The following is a 26,620-nucleotide window of genomic DNA, read 5'->3' as shown; positions in this document are numbered from 1 at the left end:
TATTACTCCGCTGCTGACTTCCTGAACTTTAGAATCATGAGTGTAAGCATAAGGACAATCAGTGCAACGGTATAAGCCATTGCAGATGCCCGCCCGAACCTGAAATCAGTGAAGGATGTATTAAAAAGATACAGACCGAAATTAGTCGATGAGACGCCGGGGCCGCCCGCGGTTAATACAAACACCTCATCGAACATAAATACTGTTCCGATTAATGACATTATCCCGCAGAAGACAAAGATGGGCCGCATTAACGGCAAAGTTATATACCGCATTTGCTGAAATGTGCTCGCTCCGTCTATTTTGGCGGCTTCGTAATACTCCGTTGAAATACCCTGCAGCCCGGCCAGCATTATAACCATATTATATCCGGTCCAACGCCAGACCAGCAGGACTGCAATCGACGGTTTCGACCATTGCTCGCTGACTAACCATGGAATAGGTTTTAAATGCAGCCAGGGGAGTAATTCGCCAATCTTTACAATCAGATAATTTAAAAAACCTGTATCCTGACCGTAAAGCAGTCCGAAAACGATAGCGATAACTACCATCGGAGTAACACAAGGCAGGAAAAAGGCCGCGCGGAACAGGCCGCGAAACTTCAGCCATGAGGCGTTCAGAATCAGGGCGAATAAAAAAGCTCCGAGGAACATCGGCGGGATATGTATAATTCCAATAACCAAAGTATTCCACAGGGACTTGAAAAAAATATCATCGTAAAACATATTAATAAAGTTGTTAAATCCCACCCATTTTCGTGCGCCCAGCCCGTCCCATTCCACAAAGCTCAGGTACATCGAGAAAATAAGAGGATAAAGTCCGAACACAGCGAACAGAATAAAGAAAGGTGAAATAAACAGGTAAAAATGCCTGTATTCCCATAGTTTTGAAAGCAAGCTTCTTTTTTTAACGGTACTCATATTAATTTCCTCGGGTAAATTTTAATGAGGAAGGGGAAATTTCGCGACTCAACCGACGGCCGAGTTTTTTTTCCAGGTCGTCGAGCATCTTTTCAGTATCAACCATTCCACGCGACGCCCAACTAGTTAGCGATTGTGCCAGATATGCCTGACCCTCAGGCCAATCCTTCGTTCGGTTCAGCGGCGGAATTTTTTCAATATCCCGGGCAAATAAATGTCTGACTTTTTGACCTCCATAGAATGGGTCAGGCTCGTCAAAGAACGGGTCCTTATACGCCGGCAGCCAGGTCGGAAACAAATCGAAATTTTTGTATTGCTCTATCTGTGCCTTTGTATTGCATAAGGCGAAATCCACGAATGCCCAGACTGCTTCCTTATTTTTGCACTGGTCGGGAATGACTAAGACCGAACCGCCGGAACTGCTTGCACGAAGTCCGCCCGGCTCTAAAGCGGGAAGTCTGAAAATTCCCCAGTCGCCGGCAGTCTCAGGAGCGTAGTCTTTGATTGTTCCACCCCACCATGCCGCCATCGGATATGTGGCAACAGTATCCATTCTTAACGAGGCGTAGTGAGCGTGGGTGTAAAGGGGGTCGTTGACTGTTACGCCGGATTCGAGCATTCGTTTCAGCAGGGAGATTACCTGCAGCGATTCTTTCGAGTTAACTGCAATCCGTCCCTGGTCATCAAAAAGCTGTCCGCCGTTCTGCTGGATCATAATCAGATATACTTCAAAAAGCATACCTGTCGGCAGATGAAACATTTTGGTCTTGCCATTCGATTTTTCAAAAATAATTTTACCAGCCGCGACGTAATCGTCCCATGTCTCGATTGTGTTCGGGTCTATATTGTATTGTTTAAAGATGTGTCTCTTGTAAAAAACCGCGCATGGACCGAAGTCCCATGGAATCGCGCACAACTTTCCTTCGTACAGACAATTCTTCCATGTCGATGGAACGAAGTCTTTTTCGTATTGTCCGGCGACGCCGGTTAAATCCATAAGCTGGCCGGTAAAAGTATATCTCTGTGTTTCCATTCCCAGCAACTGTGTTATGTCCGGCGCACCGACTCCTGCAGCCAGCGAAAGCAAAAGGCGCGACTGAACCTGCCATCCGGTCTTACTTATATTTACTTTAATATTAGGATATTTCTCATTGAACTGAGGCAGTAACTTCTGCAGGCTGCCTGCGGCAATTGTCCATGCCCAGACGTTAATCTCACCGCGTATTTCCTGGGGCGATTTATTTGCAGGCATTTTAAATGGCTCATCCGCTGCAAATAAATTAGCGCATATTGCCAAACAGACAGCAATGATGATAACAATGGGAAAACGTTTATTTCTGACCATATTGTTTTCGATAAGCCAGCAGGCTCATTCCTTTCTCCTGACGGAAGTATCTTGCGATATGCTCAAAACCGGCGTATCCGAGGGCATCCGCTATTTGGGATATCGGCATATTTGTATCGACAAGCATTCTGATGACCTGTTCGATGCGCACACGTCTGATTTCTTCGAGTATTGAACGTCCGAGAGCCTGACGGAATCGTCGTTCAAGTACACGGCGTGACAAAGCCGCGGCACTTACCACTTCATCGACACGAATTAACTCCTTGGCGTGTTCGTTGATAAAACGCAGTGCCTTGCCTACGTCCCGGTCTTCTGCCGCGAAGACGTCAGTTGATTGTCTGGTTACGATATGTGTCGGCCGGGCTACTATCACCTGCTTAGTGGTTTTTTTGCCGGCCATCATATAATCAAGCAGTTCTGCCGCTTCGTATCCTGCCCTTTCATTATTTACCGCTATGCTCGAAAGCGGGGGATTAGTCAAATCGCAGACCATGTCATCATTATCCACTCCGAGCACCGCTACGTCATACGGCACATGCAAGCCCGCGATTTTACAGGACTCTGTGATATCCTGCCCGCGGTCATCATTGCACGCCATAACGGCCAACGGTTTCGGCAGCGATTTTAGCCACTCGGCGAGCAGCGCCTGGTTGTCCGCCCTGGAAGGTTTTCGTCGCGACCATAATTGACCGTATTGATAAAAATGTGTTTTGAAGCCTGCTTTTGTAATCCGTTTAGCGAAACTCTCTCCTCTCTCACGCGACCAGTACATACCGCCAAAACCGCAATATGCAAAATTGCGGAATCCGCGATCAAGAAAATATTCTGCCGCCATTTTTCCAAGAGCGACGTTATCGGTAATCAAATTTCGAAAATTAGGAAACTGCTGTATCGAGTAGGGACTTACTATCGCCGGTATTTCCTCCGGTATGAACTGACTGCCGTTTCTTGTATAGGCTATGTGGGCGATAATACCGTCTGCTTTCTGGTCGCCCAAATCAGGCAGCTTTTTTATTGTTTTCAACTTGCCATTGGTGATCATATAAAACGGCGGATCTCTGAAAAAGACCCATGGGCCGTGAATGCTCGAATATCTTGCTATCCCCTGTATAGTTCTTCTGGAGGCTGCTCCTGATGTGTCGAATAGCAATATAACTTTCCACATATTAACCACCTTTATTAACTACTTACCAGTTTATGCCGGATATTGAGCCTGATTTCAGGAATAATATGCAATTATTATAATGTCTAATAATACCCTTCAGGGCTATTTGAAGTCAAGCTTTAGCCGCAAAATGGTTAAAAATAAACGCAAAGTGGCGTTCATTGGAGAAATGCGTTTTGGTATAATTATTGTAAGTTCGGCAGATACAATCTTATTGTATTGTTTAGGAGGGCCTTGGGATAGATGAAAAAGAGTAGCGTCAAAAGTAAATGTCTTCAAAATATTAATATTTTTTTAGGAGAAGAGAAGATGGTAAAGAAAATTCTATGTGTCATTATGGTATTGGCAGCGGCTGTTGTTCCTGCTCAAGCCGTGAATCTGCTTTGGAACAGCGGATTCGAAACAGGAACTTTCGAGGGCTGGTGGACGTATTTGGCCGATACGGACAACCAAGCTGTTGGAATTGTAACTAGCCCGGTTTATGAAGGCTCTTATGCCGCGCAACTATTTACTGGTAATGGTTCGAGCGGTCAGATTGGTCAGGATGTTGCGGCGTATGAAGGTTTAAATGTTACCGTTGGTGTGGCGTATTATGTACCATCGGGCAGTTGGAATGGAGCAGGTCTAACCGTTCAGTATTTGGATTCCTCTTGGGCCTATATTAACTATGCTTATGTACCAATCTTTGACTACACCACTACTGGCGGCGGTGATGATGCCTGGCACCTGTTCAGTGCATCTACAGGCGAAGGATTATGGACTGCTCCGGAAGGAACAGCACATATTTCTTTCAAAATCGAGCAGTGGGGCTGGACCAGCGGAGACGGAGTTGTTTATGACAATGCGTCTGTTCCGGAGCCGGCAACAATGGTTATGCTTGGTCTTGGCGGATTAGCTTTAGTTCGCAGGAAAAGAGCATAATTGCTTAAAATGCGTTTTTGGGGCCGCAATTTAGGCGGCCCCTTTATTTAAATTTTGTCTTTTTGCATGTATCAGCAAAGCATATAAGTCTTATATTTTGGTATTATGTATAAATCAAAGATATATTTCAGATATAGAAGGAGGACAAGAAATGTGTAGGAAACCAATATTATTTATAATTGTTTCCATTGCTTTGCAATTAGTATTGGCCGCCAATATTTTTGCGGCGGCTCCGGATATGTGGTGGAAAGGCGCCGACGAAAGTCCTGCTCCTGTCAGTTCGTTGTGGACGGAGCCGGCTAACTGGTGGTATGATGGTGCAATCGGTGGCGGTACAGCTACGTCCCCGCCCAGGGAGGTAAATGATGTTCATATGAGCACACTTCCGGCATACTGTACGCTAAATTCGTCCTGCAACCCTGATCCGAATTTTCACATTTGTCGCGACCTTTTTGTAGGCGATTGGGCCCCTGATGTTCCAGGCATAGCTACGCTGGATATTGATGGGGAAACACTTAATGTAGTTCGTACTCTGACTATCGGAGCAAAGGACACAACGTGGAACACTAACAAAGCTACCGGTGATGTTAATGTTATAAATGGCGGTATTATTAATGTCGGCGGTGATTTATGGGTCGGCAGCGAAGGCATCGGTTATCTTAATGTGCGCGATGGTGACGTCAATGTTATAGGAACATTGCGGTGTCCAGGCGGACTTCAGCCTTCTTATACCGGCCAGCAGGCCGGCACTCATGGCTCAGGCTATATTAATTTATACAATGGAACTATTGCAGCCAATGACATCTATTGTCAAACTGGAGATACAACTCTGATAAATATTGCCGGCGGAACGCTGATATTGAATGGAAATAAAGTTACGGCGATTAACAACCTTATGGGTGAAAGCAAAGTTTTGGCTTATAGCGGTTTAGGAGAGATACAATGTGATTATGATGTCCGTAATGCCGGTAAGACTACTGTAACCGGCCTGCCCGGAGATCCTAATTATGCATCGTTACCCAGCCCCGGGAATTACGCTCAGGAAGTTGCTTTGGACGTTAATCTTTACTGGACTAAGGGTGTCAGTGCGGCATCTCACGATGTTTATTTAGGCACAACTTTTAGCGATGTAAATACGGCCGATCATACTACTCCTGCCGGAATTTTCAAGGGCAACTATGCCGTTGCAGCTTATGATCCTCCCAGTGCTCTGTCAGCACTGAAGACGTACTATTGGAGAATAGATGAAGTTAATACTGTTACCTATAAGGGTAAAATATGGAGATTTACCGTTATGGATCCCAATATCGCATGGGCTCCTGTTCCTGTTAATAATGCAGAAAATGTCGTTGCCAATGCGACACTTGCCTGGTCAAAAGGCATTTCAGCAAATGCACATAATGTATACCTTGGAACAAGTTTAAGCGATGTTAATAACGCTGATACATCGACCGCTGGAATATATAGAGGAAGAGTAACAACTTTGTCTTATAATCCGGGAGAACTTCTTTTGGGTACAAAGAGGTATTATTGGAGAATAGATGAAGTTAACACGATATCATCGGAGCCAAACCTTTGGAAGGGTCGGATTTGGACGTTTACAACTGCTGATTATAAGCTTATCGACAATTTCGACGGCTATTATCCAACCGGCGGCAGCACACATCCGTGGATAACGGATGCCTGGAAAGTTGCTGGCGGCGCCAGCATATCTACTGCAACTTTGTTCTCAGATGGAGAAACGGCCACTCTTGATTATAACGCTATGCAGATTAATTACAACAACGGCAGTTCTCCATGGTATTCGGAAGTTAATTATCCTCTCCCGACGACCGGAGACAAGCGGAATTGGATTAGGGGAGGCGTTGCTTTGCTGGGCATTTCACTTCACGGCGAGCCAACCAACCAGGTTGAGAGGTTGTACGTTACCGTTAAAGATTTCAATAATCACAGTGTTACAGTAAACTATCCTGATTCGAACGGAGTTGTCCAGCAGTTGAATGAATATTGGTCATGGTGGCTTATTGATGTGAAAAAATTCAGCGATGGCGGAGTGTATCTTGGAAAGGTAAAGAACCTTAAGATTGGTTTAGGCGACAAGGTTTCGCCCGGCGGCTCGGGTATTCTTTATGTGGACAATATTTCACTGTATCCTCGTTGGTGTCCTACAGGTTTTAATATTAGTCTTGACCAAAACGCCGATGCTGATTTCAACAATGACTGTATGGTTAATATGGACGATTTCGTAATCCTTGTAGACAGTTGGCTGGATAGCGATTATCAGGTTACTGCAGCAGCACCGCCCACCTCGGATCCTAACCTGCTTATCTGGTATAAGTTTGATGAAACCGGCGGAGCTGTCGCATATGATTCTTCGAGTAATGGCTATGATGGGTATCTTATTTTTGACGGCGATTTTGTAGCTGGTTATAGCGGCAATGCCCTTGTCTTTGATGGTGCCTATCAATATTTGACATTAGATCCAATTCCTAATGCCGTTAAGGATGTTAATCTTGGAGGACGTTCAACAATTGCGTTGTGGCTTAAAGATAATGGTCATGCGGCAGGCGAACAAATCTTCCAAATCGGTTCCGGCAGCGGAAATCTGCAGATTTGGTCTGAATGGACCGGAGATTTGCAATATACCTGCGGAATCTATCCAAACACCTATCAGGATCAACTGTTCTGGGGAAGGTATGGTTTTACCAATCCTCTGCATGTTCTGAACGAGTGGGAACATTATGCATTCACCAAGGACTATACTACCGGCATAATGAGGATATACCGCAATGGTTATGCCGTGGCCGAGTATGCAGATGCTAACGCCCCAGTCATGCGAGCGGTGGGAACCGGTTACTTTACGATAGGCGCATGGAGATACGAAGACAGTGAAGGCGGCTACTTTGCAGGCGCTATGGATGATTTCCGTTTGTATAATCGGGCACTTTCAGATGCGGAAATTTTGTCGCTCGCCGGCGGAAGTTCGATAACACAACCTGTATTATCCCAGGCTAACGCAGTTGCGGATGATCAGGTGAACTTTGAAGATTTCGCAGTAATGGCGGCTCGATGGATGGAAAATCCATTATTGTGGCCGTAATTTAAATATTAATATAAGAAGGGGGGCTGACTTCCTCCAATCAGCCCCCTATAATTAAAGTCTAAGGGATGAGGGGCCATTTTATATGGAAGGAAAATTGGGTATGAAAAAACGAATCGGTTTTACATTAGTTGAGCTTTTGGTAGTTATATCTATTATCGCTATATTGCTTGCTATGCTGATGCCGGCTTTACGAAGAGCTCAGGGACAGGCTAAGGCTACGGTATGCAGAAATAACGTCAAGCAATGGGGTATGATGTTAACTATGTATGCCAATGACAACAATGGACATTTCGTGCCTGGTTTTAATGTCAAGCAAGGTATGTGGATGGTAAAACTGCGTCCTTATTATTCCGGTGCCGGGAAAATACGTTTATGTCCCAAGGCTACACAGTACTTGAGTAATGTGAATATGGTTACAAGTATTTTTACCGCCTGGGGTGTTTATGGTTCCAAACCATATCAGGGATGGTATCCGGGTTCTGAAGTGCCTGGCGTTCCTGATTTTGGCGAGGCAGGCGATTACGGCAGCTATGGCATAAACGCATGGATAGATGATCCGGTCAATATCGACCCCTCTCCTTCTATCGATGATGGTGTATTATATTCCATCCCTTTAGCGGATAGACCCAATTATTGGAGAACGATGTATCAAAAAAATCCTGGCACTATACCGGCGTTTGGTGATTCCGTTTGGGAAGGGACTGAGGCAGCGTATAGTGATAATCCTCCTACTATTAAACCTGGAGAGTCGAAGACTACCTCAAAAGGTATGTTTAATTACTGTATTCCGCGGCATGGATTGGCCATAAATCTGGCCTTTTTGGATAACAGTGCCCGGAAAGTTTCTATTAAAGAACTGTGGGATCTGAAATGGTCGCAGACTTTTAAAACAGGCAAGAATATAAGATGGGAGAATATTGATTGGGTAAATCAGGACTGGGGCAACTAATAAAACCGGCCGGATTATAACATTGGGCAATAAATATTTATCAGGGTTGATAATTTAGATGGGTTATGCAACTGATGCAGATTTATAAAGTTAATTTTTTTAAATGGATTTCTTATGAGCAAAAAAGTATTAGTATATTTTTGCTTTTTATCCTGCTGTCGCTTCTCTGCGACAGGGGTTTTTGTCTAAATTATCGCTATGGGCCTGACGCGGATTTTAATGTCGACAGGGCGGTAAACTTTCAGGACTATTCAGAATTAGCCGGTGCATGGCAGGCAAACTTAGGTCAGTCAGATTTCAACAGTGTTTGCGACCTGTATTCTGACGATACAATCGATTTGAAAGACCTTGATGTTTTTACGCAATATTGGCTGTGGCAGCAGCCGGCAACCCATAGGGAAAGGATTAATTTCAATATCGGGTGGAAGTTTTACAAAGGCGCCATTTCCGGAGATACAGCAAGTAATTATTCTTACAATGATAGTTCCTGGTATAATGTAACAGTTCCTCATAATCCGCCGATAAGCCTTACAAGTCCAGATCCTGCCCGTCCGGCATGGGGAAGTTACAGTTACGAAGGTGTCAGTTGGTATCGTAAACATTTTACATTAGATAGTTATTATCAACAGCAGGGACGAAAGATATTCATAGAATTTGAAGCGGCCAATACCGTTGCAGACGTATGGATAAACGGCACATATTTGACAACTCATTACGGCGGATATTTGCCGTTTACGGTTGACATCACCGATTATGCTAATTTTGGCGCAACCGAGAATGTTATAGCTGTAAAAGTTGATAACACATACAACCCCGATGTCCCGCCCGGCGAGTCCGGCTGGTTTAATTGGCCCGGTATCTATAGGGATGTATGGCTGCATATTACCGATAAGCTGCATGTTACTGATGCGGTTTATGCGGGTAAAGTCGCGGACGGCGGAATATTCGTTACATATCCTGCTGTAAGTACTTCTCAGGCTCAGGTCCAGATTAAAACGAATGTGAAGAACGAATATACTGTGTCGAAAAACTGTGTGGTAAAAACTTATCTTCTGGATCCCGATAATCAAATTGTTGATACAGATGGAATATCAAGCACGCAGAGTATTACGGCCGATACTGACTATACTTTTACGCAAACAACCACGGTTGACGACCCTTGTCTGTGGCATCCTGACCATCCTTATCTTTACACTGTTTTGACTCAGGTCTATGATGACGATGTTCTTGTCGATACTTACCGGACACATATAGGCATAAGGAGTATAGACTTCACTAAGGACGGCGGCTTCAAAATTAACGGTGAAACTCTCAGGTTTATGGGTACCAACCGAATGCAGGATTATCCTTATATAGGATATGCCATATCTAACTCTGAACAATACCGTGAAGCTGTACGATTAAAGGAGGCCGGCTTCCAGTATGTGCGTACCGCGCACTATCCGCAGGACCCTGCTTTTATGGATGCCTGCGATGAACTCGGCATTATGGTAATGGATGAAATACCGGGATTCCAGAATATCGGCGGAACGACTTTTATAAATCGCTCTTATCAGGATATGAGGGATATGATTCGGCGCGACAGAAATCACGCCTGCGTAATAGCGTGGGAACTTTCACTGAACGAAACCGGTTTTAACTCTACTTACGCAAATAATGCTTATAATATCGGCCATGCCGAGTATCCCGGCGACCAGTGTTTTGTATCGGGCTGGAGAGTTACCGGCACATCGTATCCGGATGTATACATTGCTACGCCAAACGCCGGCGCAAGAACATATAGCGGAAACAAACCGCTTGTCATCAGTGAATATGGTGAGTATGAATATACCCCAACAAGTAATGCGGATCGTGCTACGTGGTGGGTAGGCGGTTATGGAACTATTGGTTACGGCGAGCCGGGGATGCTCCAACAGGCGTGGAATCATCAGGAAGGGCTGCATTTGAACCGCGGCATGTCGAATATGTGCGGAGATGGATTATGGGTCGCTTTTGATTATGCAAATTATGAGCAGGGAATAATCGACAAACTTCGTATCCCGAAATTTTCCTATTACTTTTTCCAGAGTCAGCGAGACCCGAGCCTGATTATACCGGGTATTGATTCAGGCCCGATGATTTTTATAGCTAATTACTGGGCGTCCTCGTCTCCTGATGATGTGAAGGTTTACAGTAATTGCGAGCAGGTGAAATTATATATCAATAACGTTCTTCAGAGTACTCGCAGCCCGGACACGGCCTATCCTGCCGCGAATTTACTGCATCCTCCGTTTACATTTTCAGGTTTAACGTGGGTGTCAGGCGAACTTAAAGCTGAAGGTCTTATCGGCGGCCAGGTAGTTGCGACGCATATTGTCAAGACGTATGGAACGGCCAGTTCTATTATCGTCAGTTTTGGTGCCGATGAAATGACTGCGGACGGCTCAGACATAATTTTCGTCTACGCAACTGTTGTTAGTGCCAATGGTGCAGTGGTGCAGACATTTGGCAGTAACAGCAGCGCGGATAATATCACGTTTAATGTTACAGGTCCTGCGACTTTTGTCAGTCCGACTGTTATACGCCCAGAGGCCGGTATTGCGGCTGCTCTGCTTCGGTCAACGAATCGGCCCGGGCAGATTACTGTAACCGCCACGAGGTCAGGTTTGACCGGAGACTCTGCGACGATAGACAATATAATGCCTGAAAGGGGGCAGGATTGAAAAGCGACCCTGAAAAACGCAGTACGATGAAGCTCGTATTAAATGCGGCAGATGCCTGTCCAAAGGTTCTTACCGGTCATTTGAAAATGGGCGGAACAAATCCTAACGGCTGTCAAATTAATGCCAATAGTTTTTATTTTACCATTGCAGGGAAACCAGTTTTACCCGTTATGGGTGAATTTCATTTTTCACGCTATCCGCGGCAGTATTGGGAAGAAGAAATACTGAAGATGAAAGCCTGCGGCATAAATATTATCGCGACGTATATTTTCTGGATTCATCACGAAGAAATACAGGGGCAATGGGACTGGAAGGGCGATAAAGACCTTAGATATTTTGTCCAGTTATGTGCTAAAAACGACCTGTATGTTTTTCCGCGAATAGGGCCTTACGCTCATGGCGAATGCCGTAACGGCGGTTTTCCGGACTGGATTTGGGATATGCCGAATCAACGAACCGACGACCCTGTTTATCTGACGTACGCGAGAAACCTTTACACTGAAATTTTCAAACAACTAAAAGGGATGATGTATAAAGACGGCGGCCCTGTGATTGGAATCCAGGTGGAAAACGAGTATTGGTTCGGCAAAGCCGGCGAAAAGCATATGATGACGCTGAAAAATATGGCGATAGAAATCGGCTTTGATGTTCCGCTCTATACCGTTACAGGATGGAAGGACGCTTCGATTCCGCAGGATGAATTTATTCCCGTATGGAACGGTTATGCGGATTTACCATGGGAGCTGCATACTGACAAGCTGCCACCTATGCCTGAATATTTCTTCCATCATGTTCGAAACAACGAAATAATGGACGAAGAATTGAATCTGAAGACAAACGGCTATACTGTAGACTTTTCCCGCTATCCTTACGCTACTTGTGAAATGGGTGCGGGAATTCAGATAACGTATCATCGACGACCTATTGTCAGCACCGACGATGTTTGTGCTTTATCTATGGTAAAACTTGGAAACGGCTCGAACCTGATGGGTTATTTCGTATTTCACGGCGGCACTCATCCGGACGGTATTAAAACCACTATGCAGGAAGTTTATGGCAGGCCGTATAAGCTTGAATACCCTGTTAAATCTTACGATTTCCAGGCGCCTATCGGCGAGTTCGGTCAAATCCCGGAGTCGTATCAGGGCTTTAAGATTATGCATCTGTTTTTGAACGATTTCGGTCATCTTTTAGCGCCTATGATTAGTGTATTGCCGCAGGAGCGGCCTGAAAACGTAAACGATACGAAGACCCTGCGTTTTGCCGCCAGGGCGAAAGATGATGCCGGCTTTCTCTTTTTCAACAATTACCAGCGGCTTACCGAGATGAATGATTTTGAAGATTGCCGTGTTCAGTTAAAACTAAAAAAAGAAATATTGACGCTGCCGAGAAAACCTTTCGATGTCAAAAAAGGAGCGTATTTTGTTTGGCCGTTCAATCTGGCGATGAATGACGCATTACTCAAATATTCTACTACGCAGATGCTTTGTAAACTTAATGATAAAGAAACGAATACGTACTTTTTCTTTGGAATCGATGGTATTGATGCCGAGTACGCTTTTGATTCTACAACCGTCCAAAGCGTCAAGACTCATGGCGGAAAGATAAGTTCTGCCGATGGGGTGACTTATATTTCCGGCGCGAAACCGGGCACGAATTGTATAATTCATATTGTAACAGCATCCGGAGAAAAAATTGATATTGTTACTTTGACCTCTGAGCAGGCAAAACACTGCTGGAAGGGGCAGGCATGGGGAAGGCAGAGAGTTTTTCTTTCCAAAGCCAATCTTCTTTTCGGGCGAGACGACCTTAAAGTTTACAGTACTGACCCGGAACAAATGTTCTTTTCGGTTTATCCTGCGTCGGAAGAAGAACTTTCTGACAGACTTGGCAGATTGCCCTCAGAAGATGACGGTTTATTTACTCAATATACCATGACAAGACAATATAAGAATGTCAAGATTGGAATTAACGCTTCTACTGACGGTGTTGAAAAGCGGGATTATAAAGAATGGTCGATACAAGTGCCGACGGATTTACTGGATGAAACAAGCGATGTATTTCTCCGCATACATTATGTTGGAGATACGGCGTGTGCTTATATTAACGGCAGACTTGCAGCAGACAATTTTTACAATGGTTTGCCCTGGGAAATCGGCTTGAAACGGTTTGCACCGGAAATTTTACAGGCGGGTCTTACTATTCGAATTACGCCTATGCGGAATCAGTCGCAAATATATTTGGAGAACTGGGTAAAACCGCCTAAAGGTAAAGAGTCCAATATCGAAAAAATTGAGGTTTTGCCTGAATACTCGGCAACTGTTATTCAATCGCGAATGCCTGCGATAACTGCAAAAAGACCAGAGTTGTCTTTGAGTAAAGAATAGAACGCACTTTTTGCAGGTCATGCCTTTACTTATCGGGAAAAATATCATACAAATTATTTTAATAGCGAAAGGAATTCGATGAGCGGCAAGGGCAATTTAACCGGTCATTTTACTCTTCCAGCCCAGAAGGGGATGGACAAAGAAGTCCAGATGTTATGCAAAAAATGGGGTGCTGACGCTATCCGTGACAGCGACGGGACTACTCTATCGCCGGAAATACTCAATCTGGGCCATGAGGTTTATTCCACTATTTGTCTTATCAGGGCAGACCAGCAATGGGCCCAAGCTCATCCGGACCAGTGCCAGCAAAAATATCTTATGTCCTTTCCCGTAACCAGCCAAAACGGCGGAGAATTAAGGATTAAAATCCAAAAGGGCTACAGCCATGAGCAGTTTAAAATAGACAGCAAACATGACCCCAAAAAGTATTGGGAAGTTATCGACAGAACTATCGGCCAGGTTGTAAGCATAAGTAATTGGCGATACCTGGAGTCGAGCCAGGAAGTTCTTATACGGAATGCGGACAAATGGCATATTTATACGGTTAATTTTCTCGTTTACCAGATTTGGGAAACGACGTCCATGTACAATTATATTACCAATAATTGGACGGGCGAACATCAAATGGGAGTGGACCCTCGCCAGCCGCAAACATATAAGCATTTGCTGGAGTACCTTGACCAGTGGCTTCAATCACATTCCAAAACGGATGTCGTACGCTTTACATCCATGATGTACCAGTTTCCACTGATTAAAAATGAGAACAGGGAAACGATATATCTCGAATGGACCGGATACATGGACGCGATGAGCGCCCTGGCGATGGACGAATTTGAAAAAGAAAAAGGCTACCGGCTGCGAAGTGAGGATATCGTTGATGAAGGTTACTTTAATAATTCCTGCAGAGTTCCAAAACCGGAATTCCTTGACTGGATGGGATTTGTTCAAAAGTTTGTAAGAGGCTACACGAAGCAATGCGTGGAAATGGTTCATAAGTACGGCAAGAAAGCTGTGCTGTTCTTCTGCGACCATTGGATTGGAACAGAGCCCTATATGGAAGGATTTGAAGATCTCGGATTCGATGGAATAATCGGGCCCTGCCTGAGCGGTGTCGAACTGAGGAGAATTACAGATGTTCCCGGAAATGCAATTAAGGAAGTCAGATTGTATCCCTACTTTTTCGAGGTTAATCTTCAGGATGAGCCGGTCTTTAAAGATGGCGGCGACCCGGTTAAGGAATGCAAGAAGTGGTGGAAGGGAATTCGAAGGGCATTGCTGAGGCGCTGCGCGGACCGAATCGGTTTCGGCGGCTATCTGGATCTTGCTATGAAATACCCTGATTTTATCGACTATGTTGGGCAATTAGCCGATGAATTCAGAACCGTATTGGATAGAACAAAAAAAACACCTGCTTATAATATTGGTAAGAAAGTTGCAGTGCTTGACGTCTGGGGGAAATTGCGATCGTGGATGCACAATGAGAATTGGCCGCAGGGACACATTCCGGAGTGTTTGTGCGGATTGCCTGTGGAAGTGGAATTTATCAGCTTCGATGACATACGCAAAAACGGCATCAGCGATGATATCGGTATAATTATTAATTGGGGCAGAGCCAATAGCGCCTGGAGCGGCGGGGAAAATTGGATAGATATCGACATCGTTGAAAAAATCCGGCAGTGGGTCCATAAGGGCGGCGGCTTCATAGGCGTCGAAGACCCAACCGCATATGAATACCAGGGCAGATGTTTCCAGCTTGCCGATGTATTGGGCGTTCAAAAGGAAACAGGAAATACTCTCGGCTGGGGCAAAAATATAAAACCGGCAGTGAGTAAAACACATTTTATTCTTGAAGATGCCGCAGGTAATATCGACTTTGGTGTAAGTAATTCCGCAGTTTACCTTAATAGTGTAAAAGCGGAGTTATTGGCTGGAAATCCGGATAAGGTTCTGTTATCGACTCATACTTTTGGTAAAGGAAAGGCGGTTTACCTGGCGGATTATAAACATAATCCGGAGAATATCAGAATGGTGCACCGGGCGATTTTATGGGCGGCCGGCCTCGAAAATAAGTTGAAAATATGGTTCAGTTCCAATTATAATACGGACTGTGCCTATTATCCGGAGGTTAAGGAATTTGTCGTTATGAATAACACGGATGTCGCCCAGAAAACAACTGTCTATAACGCAGAGGGTAAATCCGGAGATGTTTCTTTGAAACCAATGGAAATAAGATGGTTTACGCTGGACCAGATAAATCAAAATTGTACTGGGTCTAAATGATAACGCCTAAAATACCAAAGATCATATTTGGCGGAGATTACTTTCCGGAACAATGGCCGCAGGAAATCTGGAAAGAAGACATTCGCTTAATGAAACAAGCCAATGTAAATATGGTCAGCATTGCCATTTTTACAGGGGCGGTCATTCAGCCTGATGAAGATACTTATAACTTTGACTGGCTGGATAAGGTGATGAACCTTATAGCGGAAAATGGTATTTATGCCTGTCTGGCAACTTCCACCGCGGCTCCTCCTGTGTGGCTGGCCTGTAAGTATGACGATGTTCTACCGGTCAGAGAGACAGGGTTAAGGTTCGACTATGGCCATCGGCAGGCGTACTGCATCAACAGCCCCAGTTACAGAAAATTTGTTCGTAATTTAGCCGAAAAAATGGCCGTTCGTTACAAGGGCCATAAGGCATTGGCTTTGTGGCATATCAATAACGAGTATGCAAACAAAAACGATATGTGTTTTTGTAAAAACTGCGAAAAAGGTTTTCGCCAGTGGCTGAAGAAAAAGTACGGGACTATTGACAGGCTGAACGAAGTCTGGGGCACTATTTTCTGGGGAGAAAGGTACTCCTGCTGGGAACATATAAATACGCCCAAGGCAAGTACCGGTTCGAGAAATTCCACAAAGCTGCTTGATTATAAAAGATTTTTAAGCGAAAGCTTTTTCACGCTGTATTTGGAAGAATACAATGTTCTCAGAAAAATTACGCCGAATATGCCTATTACCACTAATTTTGAAGGGGACTGGCGTAAATTTGACCACTCGTTGTTCAAAGACCATATGGATGTTGTTTCGTGGAACTGTTACCCTGACCCGGCTAATCCTGATTCTCGCAAATGGGTTGCTCTTCGGCATTCTATGATGCGTTCTTTGCTGGGCAGGCCGTTTATGCTTATGGAGCAGGCACCTTCGCAGGTTGACTGGTACCCGGTGAATATTAATAAACCTCCGGGCCTGATGCGGCTCTGGAGTTATCAGGCGCTTGCTCACGGCTCCGATTCGATAATGTATTTCCAGTGGCGCTCTTCCAAAAAAGGCGCTGAAAGATACCACAGCGGGATGGTTCCGCATTTCGGCGAAGATTCGAGAGTGTTTAAGGAAATATGCGGCTTAGGCAGCGAACTGGATAAAGCGAAAGATATTGTCGGCTCCGATATCGATTCTAAAGTTGCTATCGTTATGGATAACGATTCATGGTGGGCGGTTGATAATCCGTACGGCTCTGCAGGAAGCAAGTCGCTCGATAATGAAACTTTCTGGAATGCCAACGCTCAGCCTTTCCCAACGGTGCTGGTCAGTTATTTCGGCGAACTTGAATACTATTTTAATGCTCTGTATGATATGAATATTCCGGTCGATGTTATTGGCGTTAATTATGATTTCTCGAAATATAAAATCGTTATCGCTCCGCTTCTGCATATGATTAAGCCGGGCTTTAAAGAAGCAGTGGAGAGTTTTGTGAAAAAAGGCGGCATCTTTATTACCACTTATTTTACAGGACTGATTGACGAATCGGTGGGCGTATATCTTGGCGGCTATCCCGGTCCGCTGAAAGATGTTATGGGTATTAAAGTTGAGGAGTATAATCCGTTGCCGCCGGGCGGGAAAAACATAATGAGCACGACCGATGCGATAAAGGGCTTTAAAAAGCAATATGACTGTTCAGTATGGGCTGATGTCATCCATACGACAAGTGCTAAGGTTTTGGCAACGTTTGTGAATGATTATTATGCCGGCAGTCCCTGTATTACGGAAAATAAGTTCGGCAGTGGAAAAGCCTACTATGTGGGCACAAGGCCGGATAAAGATTTTATGAAAGATTTTCTGACGAATATTTTAAAAGAACAGAAGATTGATATGTCTGATTTGCCGCAGGAAGTTGAAATGATGACAAGGTCCAAAAATGGCAAGTCCTATTGTTTTTATATGAATCATGGAGTAACTGAAAAGACAATAAAACTGCCTTCGGGCAGATATGAGGATATTCTTTCCGGTGAAATTGTCGAAAGAAATTTGACTTTATCGAAATATGGTGTATCTATTTTGGTAGCGAAGTAAATAAAATGGCTGTGAAACCTTATATTTTTGTGGCGATTATGATTTGTTGTATTACGCAGGCTCTTGACGCGAAAGAATTTTACATCGGCGCCGATATTTCAGCGATTACTGTGCTTGAAAAACAGGGAGCGGTGTATCGTGAAAAGGGCAAGCCGAAAGACCTGATAGCTATTTTGAAGGATAACGGGTTCAACAGCGTTCGGCTGCGTCTATTCGTGAATCCCAACGGAACAGGCGGCGTTACCAACGACCTGCCTTATACCCTCGCACTTGCAAAAAGAGCCAAAGCCGGCGGTATGAAGCTGCTGCTGAATTTTCACTACTCAGATACATGGGCAGACCCGCAGCAGCAGATAAAACCAAAAGCGTGGGAAAATATGCCTTTTGAAGAACTGAAACAAACCGTGCAAACCTATAGCGCTTCTGTTATGAAGGCATTCAAAAAAGAAAATGTGCTTCCCGATATTGTGCAGATTGGCAACGAAATTACACCCGGTATGCTTTGGCCGGATGGAAAAGTCAGTGAAAAATACGACACTGAAGCTCAATGGGAAAAATTTACATCTTTGCTCAAGGCCGGCATCGCAGGCGTCCGAAGTGTTGTTCCTGACCCTAATCTTAAAATAATGATTCATATCGACCAGGGCGGCAAGAAAAGCGTCAGTCAATGGTTTTTCGGCAATCTCAATAAGTATCAGGTTTCTTATGATATTATTGCTGTAAGTTATTATCCATGGTGGCACGGGACGATTGAAAATCTGCGAGAAAATCTTCATTACATTGCCGCAGAACTGAAAAAAGATGTGGTAGTTGTAGAAGCGGCATATCCGCATACCAAAAATGTCGATTGGCACGGTCATCCGCCGGCCCAAAAACTGGAATTTTCGCTGACGCCGAAGGGGCAGTATGATATGCTTCGCACCGTTGCGAAAACAGTGCGCCAAACCCCGGATAATCACGGCATCGGAGTATATTATTGGTTTCCTGAGTCTGTACCCGTTGGGAAACAGAGAAGCTGGATGTCAGGTGCTTGTGCTCTGTTTAATTCCAAAGGAAATGCACTGCCCGGCATTCGCGCCTTCAGGGATGCTGCCGATTCAGCCGTTAAAAAAGCAAAATAATAACTGGTGGTTTTGCCAAAGCAGTTGTTATGTTCCTGCTCTGATTTTATAATCTTTAAGGAATAGCACAGGAGATAAATTATGAAGCCGCAATCAATTTCCATAAAACTGATTATTTCGCTAATCGTATGTTTTACCTGCATAACAGGAGCCAGTACCGCTGCAGAAAATCCGCGTCAGCATTTATTAATGGATTTTAACTGGCGGTTCCACCCTGGCCACAACTCAGACATAAATAAAGATTTTGAATTTGGCAAACAATGCATGTTCGGCAAAGCCACCACTTGGCTCAAAGTTAACAAAGATGATTTTAATGACAGTGATTGGGAATCAATCAATCTGCCGCACGATTGGGTTGTTGAACTGCCATTCGACCCGTGCGCAGAGATAAATCATGGTTTCAAACCTGTTGGCAGAAATTTCCCTACAAACACAATCGGCTGGTATCGAAAAACATTCGACATACCCAAAGAAGATGAAGGCAAAAGAATGTTGCTCGAATTTGATGGCGTTTTCCGTGATTGTTATGTCTGGCTGAACGATTTCCTCCTCGGCAGAAATTTCAGCGGCTATAACAGCTTCAGTTTCGATGTTACCGATAATATAAAATATGGCGACAAAAACGTGCTTGTCGTGCGCGCTGATGTCACAAATCAGGAAGGCTGGTTCTATGAAGGCGGCGGCATTTACCGCCACGTCTGGCTGACAAAAACCAATCCTGTTCATATTGCCCGCTGGGGAACTTTCGTTACGTCTGATATAAAAGATTCTAACGCGACAATAAATGTGCAGACTAAAGTTATTAATGAAAACAATGGAACAGCAGTTGTCGAACTGCAATCTTTTATTGAGGATGCCGACGGGAAAAATATCGCTGAAATTACCATCGCAAACAATACTGTCGAACCGTGGAATCAGAGTCAATTATCCTGCAAAATTAAAATCAAAGACACAAAATTATGGTCTCTCGAATCGCCATATCTTTATAAACTCGTATCAGTCGTAAAACAAAACGGCAAAATAGTTGACCGTTATGAAACGCCATTTGGAATACGAACGATTTCTTTCGATGCCGACAAAGGTTTCTTCCTGAACGGCAAAAAAATATTCTTAAAAGGAACCTGCAATCATCAGGACCACGCAGGGGTAGGCTCGGCTCTGCCCGACCATATCCAGTATTATCGCATCAAACAGCTTAAGGAAATGGGCTGCAATGCCTACCGAACTTCACATAACCCGCCGACTCCTGAACTTCTTGAAGCCTGTGATAAGTTAGGAATGCTCGTTATGGACGAGACTCGAACGATGGGCTCATCTCCGGAGGTACTCGGTCAGCTTGAAAGTATGATTCTGCGCGACCGCAATCATCCGTGTGTAGTTATGTGGTCGCTCGGCAATGAGGAAGGAAGTATTCAGGGCAACGACTACGGCCTGCGAATCGGGAAAACAATGTTAAGAACCGTCAAAAATCTTGACTCTACCCGACCTATAACAATGGCGATGAACGGCGGATACGGCAAAGGTATGACGGATGTCGTTGATATTCAGGGATTCAATTATAATCATCAGAATATAGACGCGTTCAGAAAAGCTCATCCGAAAATGCCGATTCTTATGTCGGAAGACGCCAGCACATTATGCACGCGCGGTATTTATCAGAATGACGAAACAAAAGGATACGTCGTTGCTTACGACGCAAACGGCCCGAGATGGGGTTATAACGCGATGGATTGCCTGAAATTTTACGCCGAGCGTCCATGGATTATGGGCACATTTATCTGGACCGGCTTCGATTATCGCGGCGAACCGACGCCTTATCGCTGGCCGTGTATCAGTTCGCATTTCGGCATTATGGATACCTGCGGCTATCCGAAAGATAATTTCTATTACTATCAGGCATGGTGGGGCGATAAAACGGTGCTGCATATACTGCCGCACTGGAACTGGGCCGGAAAAGAAGGGCAGGATATCGACGTGCGGTGCCTGACTAATTGCAGCGAAGTGGAATTATTTCTTAACGGCAAAAGTCTTGGCAGACAATCTGTCGTCGAATACGGCGATGCGCGATGGAAAGTTAAATATGTCCCCGGCACACTTCTTGTGAAAGGATATAAGGATGGCAAGGAAATAGCTCAGGCCAAAGTCGAAACTGCCGGTGCGCCTGCGAAAATATCGCTGATTCCGGATTGCGCATCGATTAACGCCGATGGCGAAGATGTCTCGATGGTGCGGGTTGAGATACGCGATGCGAATGATAGAATCTGTTCGCCGGCCGACAACCTGGTGAAATTTGAAATAAGCGAAAATGGAAAAATCATCGGCGTAGGCAACGGCGACCCGAGCAGCCACGAATCGGATAGAGCTTCTCAAAGAAAAGTATTTAACGGCCTGGCTCAGGTAATTGTCCAGTCTGGAAAAACCGCCGGCGATATAAAACTCACAGCTCAAAGCGATGGCCTGGGGCAGACTGATATAATTATTAAAGCTCAGCAGTGCCCGCTGCGTCCGGCAGTTCCATAACAGTCAGGTACGATTACAAGGATTACTATTTGCTGTTTGTTCAGATTTAGAGCTTTTGAACCATTCGTCAACTTTTCTCTGGATTGTGCCAACACTTTCTTTATCCCTGCATAAAACATACAAAAAGCCTTTTTGCGACAAATTATCTCCTGAATGATGGACTTAACACCTATCTGTTAGATATAAAACATCAATTTTTAGGAATTTTAATGTAAATATGCCTGTTTTTTAAGGTATTTTATTTGATTTTGTTATCTTTTATGTAATTTTTAAATATTTTATAGTTTTTTACTTGACACTATATACTTTAAGTGCTATTTTATCGGAGCAAGCTAAGAAGTAATATATCGGATTGTTTTAGTGGAATTTACTGGTCAGTTATTAGAATGTTTGGTATTTTATGACGTTTATCGACAACAATTTTGTACAGAGGAATAATTTGAAGCGTTGTCCTGAGGAAGTTGGAGATAATGCCGTAAAGTGTAAGCATTGTGGGTCAATGCTTGACAGCAGAGGCAAGAAAGCCCTTGACCGTGCGGTTACAATTGGGTCAGGACAAACCCTATTCCTACACAATATCCTTAATTTAATCGTTGCCACCGGCAGGAAATCGTTTATCAATCGGGTCATCAACACCAATTGTGTTGTTATGGCGGCAGGAGAGTAAATGCGATTTTTGTTCGAGACATATAAGAGTCATCATAATGAAGGAATAGCGGCCCATAAGGCAGGGGACTATCCCAATGCGAGGATGCACTATCTTATGGCGGCTAAATACCTCTGCTCTCTTGCAAGAGAAACTGATGCGGAATTCAAGCAGGAACGATTAAATAAAGCACAGCGTCTTATCGATATCGCTGAAGAATTAGAAAACAAATCGCAGATGACAGCAGATAAACACAAATCAACTCAGATAAAGACTGTTGATGATGAAGAGGTTGAAACGAAAGCGGATAAATGGATAGTAACTAATCCACCAAAGACCAGCTTTAACGATGTGGCAGGGCTGGAAGATGTTAAAAAGGTGATTCAATTAAGGGTTATATATCCGCTGCAACATCCGGAAATTACGCAGAAGTTTAGGAAGAGAGCCGGCGGCGGTGTTTTGCTTTATGGCCCGCCGGGAACGGGAAAGACGATGATTGCCCGCGCTATCGCCTGCGAATTAGACGCTGCGTTTATGAGCGTAAAATGCAGCGATATTATGAGCAAATGGGTAGGCTCTGCCGAAAAGAATGTTTGCGAATTATTCAGTGCGGCTAAAAAGTATCCGCGATGTGTAATTTTTATGGATGAGACAGAGGCCATTGTCGCCAAACGCGGCGGCGATTCAACGGTTATGAACCGTGTCATTCCGGAATTTCTCTCACAGGTCGATGGTCTTGAAAAACGGGAGAATATGCTGCTGCTTCTGGGAGCGACAAATCGACCGTGGGATATGGACGAGGCGGCACTTCGGCCGGGCAGGTTCGATGAACTGATTTATGTTCCTCTGCCGGATGTTAAGGCAAGGCTAAAAATGATTGAAGACAATTTTAAAGATGTACCAAAGGCCGAGGATATAAACGTTGACATACTTGCAGAGCATCTTGAAGGTTTCTCCGGCGCAGATATTAAAGGATTTACCGAAGCGGTAACTGATTTGCCGTATCAAAGACAGATTGATACCGGCGATGAGCAAATCGTAACCGCAGAAGATATCGAAAAGGCACTGCAAAAAGCAAGGCCGAGCGTAGATGCGAAAATACTCACAAAGTATGAAATTTATCGGCAAAACCGAAGTGGAGACTAAAAAGTGTTGGGAACAATTTTGAAATTATTAAGACCGGGTTACGCTTTAACAGCCTTGATTGTATTCGGCTCCTGGCAGGGTTATACGTTTGTTAAATCTATTCCGCAAAAAGTTTCTTTGCCGTTCGGCACCATTCAAATTCATAACGAACAAAAAAATCAGCCTGCTGAACCCCAGCAGGTTCAAGCAGAGCAATTATCAGCTAATCCGGCTATTGCGGCGATACAAAAGGTTAATCCGTGTATGCGGATTTTATCCTGGCTTGTGATATATTCGCTGCTCTGTTTGGCTACGGTGCCTTTAATAAATAAGATGCTAGCGCAGGAGTCGAATTTTGTTAATGCGATTTTAATTATCATTTATTCAGGTTCAGGTTTGTTACTGGCGTTTGTGTTTGCGGCTTTTCAGTTCAGTAAGCTTATTGATGTGATGCTGATTGCGGCTTTTGTATTTTCAGTTTTTTTCATAATCTGGCTTGCCGGCGAACTCGAGAAAATGCGAATACAGGATACCTTTAGTGCCGGTTAGTAACCGCAGATGAACGCGGATAAATGCTGATGGAATAAAAAGGAAAAGATAAATGAGTAAGGATGATTTTGACACTTTAGACAATGCCCCAACGATACCGGGTGAACCGGGCGGGCAGATTCTAAGCGGACGATATAAGATCATCCGCCAAATCGGCTCCGGCGGAATGGGGGCAGTCTATTTGGCCAAAGACTTGGAACTTGATATTGAAATAGCCATAAAAGTTTTGCCGACACTTTTGGCTAATAACAAAAGGGCGATAGATAATCTTTGCAGAGAAGCAAGAACAGACCTTGCATTGTCTCACCATAATATTGTTCGTTTGCATAACTTCCAGTCTGATGAAGCCATAAAATACCTTGTAATGGAATATATTAATGGAGGAAGCTTAGAGGATAAAATCACTGCTGACGGAGTATTAAGCGTTGACGAAACTCTTAAAATATTTACACAAGTTGCCGCAGCGCTTGATTATGCACACTCACAGCATGTTTTGCACAGGGATATAAAGCCTGCCAATATAATGCTTACTAAAGACGGCGTTGCAAAAATTGCCGATTTCGGTATCGCAAGGCAGCTTAAAGAATCTATGACTCATATTACCGGCAAAGAAACAAGCGGGACACTGCTTTATATGGCTCCGGAACAATTTCGCGGTGGCAAACCCGACCATCACAGCGATATTTATTCTCTTGCCGCAAGTATATACGAATGTCTGTCCGGCAAACCGCCTTTCTGGCGTGGTTCGATAGAATATCAGATTATGAATGTGCCGCCCCAGCCCTTGGATAAACTTAGCCAAAAGCAAAACACGGCTCTGCTGAAAGCCCTTTCCAAAGAACCGAATGACCGGCAGGAAAGCGCCAAAGAATTATTGGCTGGCCTTGGTGCAGATTCAGCAATTCTTAATTGGCAGCCGGTTAAAAAAGATACGCCAAAGCATTATAAAGATACGCTGGATTATGCCCAAACGATAAATATAAAAGTTGAAAGACAAAAAGCCCAAAAAAAGAAGATAGGAGCTTTGGTCGCAGCGGTTCTGGCTATTGCCGTGATTATTTCCTTGATGATTTTTGTGAAATACCGTAGTCAAAATGCTCAACAGACGGCAGCAGATATTACGCAGAGGCCTGTTTCTGAAAAATCAGCGATAGAGCCGCAGTCTCCTATAAAACCGATAACTATACCTAACGTTCAAAAGCAGGTTGAAAAGACTGCCCAGGAGATTGCAAAAGAAGCCGAAGCTGAAAAACAAAAGAAATTGGTAGAGGAAAAAGAGAAAAAGTTAGAACAGGATAAGATTGAGGCTGATAGGAAAAAACAAGAATATGACAAATGGATTGCTCAGGCACAAGCCTCTGAAAAAAAAGGTAATTTATCTGATGCCGTGAAATTTTACCAAAAAGCACTAGAAATAAAGCCTGAAGATAGCGAAATTAAAGATGAACTCGCGACCTGTCAGCATAATTTATATTTAGCCAAGGCGGAAGGTGCGGAAAAAGCAAATAACCTTGATTTAGTGATTGAAAATTACACAAAAGCATTATCTTTCAAGCAGGTTACTTCAACACAACTTAAGCTTGATTCTGTTAAAAAGACTGTGCAGTATAATATTGAAGCGGAGAGAAAAAAAATAGTTGAAAAGGAAAATCAGAAAGAATTCGATGAACTATTATCTTATGCTAAAGCAAGAGACAATAAGGAACAAAGTAAAGAGGCGTTAAAGGCTTTAGGTAAAGCACTTGAATTATATCCTGATAACAGCGAAGCATTAACTTTGAAAAAGAAGATAGACGGCTATTACAGTCCTAATACCGGAAATTTAACTGAACCTCCGCAACCACAACAAATAACTGATTCAAGTGCCGCTGTTGTAACGGTTAACGGCACAAAAATTACTGAAGGGCAGATAGAAAAAATGCTGCAGGCAAGAATGGAACAACTTACAAGCAGGATTCCTCTGAATATGCAGGATCAATATCGTCAGCAGTTGAGAAAACGCATCGTAGAGCAATTGGTAATCGAAGAGCTTCTGGCCCAGAAGGAAAGGCAGGAGAATATTACCGTCAGCCAATCTGACATAGATGAGCAGACTAACAAACAAATTGCCGAGCAGAATTTAACAATTGATGAATTCAAATCGCTTCTCAAGTCTTATGGCACAACTTTAAGCGAATTCGAATCGAATATGCGCAAGAAATTAATGTTTGAAAAATTGATAGAAGGCGAGTTTGCCAATAAAATAAAAGCCCCCACCAATGAACAGATTAAGGCGTACTATGACGCAAATAGTCAGCAATTCCAGGAACCTGAAAAGATGCACACAAAGCATATACTTATAATACCTGAAAAGAATAACAATCGCCCTGAACGAGCCAAAGCACAAGCTAAAATGAAGGCGCAGGAAATTCTGGGGAAGATAAAAGCCGGTGGAAACTTCGAAGAACTTGCAAAACAATATTCACAATGTCCTTCAGCAAAGAATGGAGGAGACTTGGGTATGCAGCCCAAAGGCACTTTTGTCTCAGAATTTGAAAAGGCGGCTTATTCACTTAAACCGGGTCAGGTAAGCGATGTCGTAGAGACTAATTTCGGTTTCCATATTATAAAACTTGTCGAATATGCCAATGCCAATACCTGTAGTCTCGATAAGGCAAAAGGTCAAATTGTAGAGGTTCTTACCAACAAGCAGAAAGAACAGATAGTTCTGGATTACATTCAGAAGATTAAAGCGGAAGCTGATATAAAATTTGCTAATGAAAGTGATAAGATAGAATTCAATACAATAAAATAAACTATCCGGAATTGCAATGAAGAC

General features: G+C 43.9%; 15 protein-coding genes. 12 read left to right on the top strand and 3 right to left on the bottom strand.

Going from position 1 to position 26,620, the window contains the following annotated elements:
* Window positions 1–2: 2 nt before the first annotated feature.
* The 3 genes from WC496_03895 to WC496_03885 form a co-directional block, all read right to left on the bottom strand.
* On the bottom strand, window positions 3–920 hold the full coding sequence (locus WC496_03895; GenBank protein MFA5292158.1) for a sugar ABC transporter permease: 918 nt from the start codon (window positions 918–920) through the stop codon (window positions 3–5).
* A gap of 1 nt (window position 921) precedes the next feature.
* Window positions 922–2,172, bottom strand: a complete 1,251-nt coding sequence (locus WC496_03890; GenBank protein ID MFA5292157.1) for a sugar ABC transporter substrate-binding protein — start codon at window positions 2,170–2,172, stop codon at window positions 922–924.
* Window positions 2,173–2,251: 79 nt separating this feature from the next.
* Window positions 2,252–3,430 (bottom strand): DNA-binding transcriptional regulator, encoded by a 1,179-nt coding sequence (locus tag WC496_03885; GenBank protein ID MFA5292156.1) that lies wholly within the window; start codon window positions 3,428–3,430, stop codon window positions 2,252–2,254.
* A gap of 309 nt (window positions 3,431–3,739) precedes the next feature.
* On the opposite strand from WC496_03885, the gene WC496_03880 reads away from it, so the two are divergent.
* From WC496_03880 to WC496_03825, 12 genes are all read left to right on the top strand, one after another.
* Window positions 3,740–4,351 (top strand): PEP-CTERM sorting domain-containing protein, encoded by a 612-nt coding sequence (locus WC496_03880; protein MFA5292155.1) that lies wholly within the window; start codon window positions 3,740–3,742, stop codon window positions 4,349–4,351.
* 151 nt (window positions 4,352–4,502) lie between these two features.
* Window positions 4,503–7,451 carry a LamG domain-containing protein gene (locus WC496_03875; protein ID MFA5292154.1) on the top strand — a complete coding sequence of 983 codons (2,949 nt, stop codon included), beginning with the start codon at window positions 4,503–4,505 and terminating at the stop codon, window positions 7,449–7,451.
* A gap of 103 nt (window positions 7,452–7,554) precedes the next feature.
* Window positions 7,555–8,403, top strand: coding sequence for a type II secretion system protein (locus WC496_03870; GenBank protein MFA5292153.1), 849 nt, complete (start codon window positions 7,555–7,557; stop codon window positions 8,401–8,403).
* Window positions 8,404–8,477: 74 nt separating this feature from the next.
* The gene (locus tag WC496_03865) at window positions 8,478–11,105 is read left to right on the top strand and encodes a glycoside hydrolase family 2 TIM barrel-domain containing protein (protein ID MFA5292152.1); all 2,628 of its coding nucleotides are present in this window, start codon (window positions 8,478–8,480) and stop codon (window positions 11,103–11,105) included.
* Window positions 11,102–13,492 carry a beta-galactosidase gene (locus WC496_03860; GenBank protein MFA5292151.1) on the top strand — a complete coding sequence of 797 codons (2,391 nt, stop codon included), beginning with the start codon at window positions 11,102–11,104 and terminating at the stop codon, window positions 13,490–13,492. The genes WC496_03865 and WC496_03860 overlap by 4 nt, the downstream gene beginning before the upstream one ends.
* Before the next feature lie 78 nt (window positions 13,493–13,570).
* A complete protein-coding gene (gnpA, locus tag WC496_03855) occupies window positions 13,571–15,772 on the top strand; it encodes a 1,3-beta-galactosyl-N-acetylhexosamine phosphorylase (GenBank protein ID MFA5292150.1) in 2,202 nt (733 codons plus the stop codon).
* A complete protein-coding gene (locus WC496_03850; GenBank protein ID MFA5292149.1) occupies window positions 15,769–17,841 on the top strand; it encodes a beta-galactosidase in 2,073 nt (690 codons plus the stop codon). The genes gnpA and WC496_03850 overlap by 4 nt, the downstream gene beginning before the upstream one ends.
* Window positions 17,842–17,846: 5 nt before the next feature.
* A complete protein-coding gene (locus WC496_03845; protein ID MFA5292148.1) occupies window positions 17,847–18,962 on the top strand; it encodes a glycosyl hydrolase 53 family protein in 1,116 nt (371 codons plus the stop codon).
* 81 nt (window positions 18,963–19,043) lie between these two features.
* A complete protein-coding gene (galA, locus tag WC496_03840) occupies window positions 19,044–21,482 on the top strand; it encodes a beta-galactosidase GalA (protein ID MFA5292147.1) in 2,439 nt (812 codons plus the stop codon).
* Between the two features lie 667 nt (window positions 21,483–22,149).
* On the top strand, window positions 22,150–23,274 hold the full coding sequence (locus WC496_03835) for an ATP-binding protein (protein ID MFA5292146.1): 1,125 nt from the start codon (window positions 22,150–22,152) through the stop codon (window positions 23,272–23,274).
* An 18-nt stretch (window positions 23,275–23,292) separates the two neighbouring features.
* Entirely contained in the window at window positions 23,293–23,802 is a 510-nt protein-coding gene (locus WC496_03830) for a hypothetical protein (protein ID MFA5292145.1), read from the top strand.
* Window positions 23,803–23,854: 52 nt separating this feature from the next.
* Window positions 23,855–26,596, top strand: a complete 2,742-nt coding sequence (locus WC496_03825; GenBank protein ID MFA5292144.1) for a protein kinase — start codon at window positions 23,855–23,857, stop codon at window positions 26,594–26,596.
* Window positions 26,597–26,620 lie beyond the last annotated feature (24 nt).

The organism is Phycisphaerae bacterium, from assembly GCA_041652575.1.
In the GTDB taxonomy this organism is placed as follows: Bacteria; Planctomycetota; Phycisphaerae; order Sedimentisphaerales; family UBA12454; genus UBA12454.
This window is presented reverse-complemented; position numbering and strand designations above follow the sequence as displayed.

Bases quoted from the DNA above. Each gene is read 5' to 3' on its own strand.
- WC496_03895 (MFA5292158.1), bottom strand. From the start codon at position 920: ATGAGTACCGTTAAAAAAAGAAGCTTGCTTTCAAAACTATGGGAATAC.
- WC496_03890 (MFA5292157.1), bottom strand. From the start codon at position 2,172: ATGCCTGCAAATAAATCGCCCCAGGAAATACGCGGTGAGATTAACGTC.
- WC496_03885 (MFA5292156.1), bottom strand. From the start codon at position 3,430: ATGTGGAAAGTTATATTGCTATTCGACACATCAGGAGCAGCCTCCAGA.
- WC496_03880 (MFA5292155.1), top strand. From the start codon at position 3,740: ATGGTAAAGAAAATTCTATGTGTCATTATGGTATTGGCAGCGGCTGTT.
- WC496_03875 (MFA5292154.1), top strand. From the start codon at position 4,503: ATGTGTAGGAAACCAATATTATTTATAATTGTTTCCATTGCTTTGCAA.
- WC496_03870 (MFA5292153.1), top strand. From the start codon at position 7,555: ATGAAAAAACGAATCGGTTTTACATTAGTTGAGCTTTTGGTAGTTATA.
- WC496_03865 (MFA5292152.1), top strand. From the start codon at position 8,478: ATGCAGATTTATAAAGTTAATTTTTTTAAATGGATTTCTTATGAGCAA.
- gnpA (MFA5292150.1), top strand. From the start codon at position 13,571: ATGAGCGGCAAGGGCAATTTAACCGGTCATTTTACTCTTCCAGCCCAG.
- WC496_03850 (MFA5292149.1), top strand. From the start codon at position 15,769: ATGATAACGCCTAAAATACCAAAGATCATATTTGGCGGAGATTACTTT.
- WC496_03845 (MFA5292148.1), top strand. From the start codon at position 17,847: ATGGCTGTGAAACCTTATATTTTTGTGGCGATTATGATTTGTTGTATT.
- galA (MFA5292147.1), top strand. From the start codon at position 19,044: ATGAAGCCGCAATCAATTTCCATAAAACTGATTATTTCGCTAATCGTA.
- WC496_03835 (MFA5292146.1), top strand. From the start codon at position 22,150: ATGCGATTTTTGTTCGAGACATATAAGAGTCATCATAATGAAGGAATA.
- WC496_03825 (MFA5292144.1), top strand. From the start codon at position 23,855: ATGAGTAAGGATGATTTTGACACTTTAGACAATGCCCCAACGATACCG.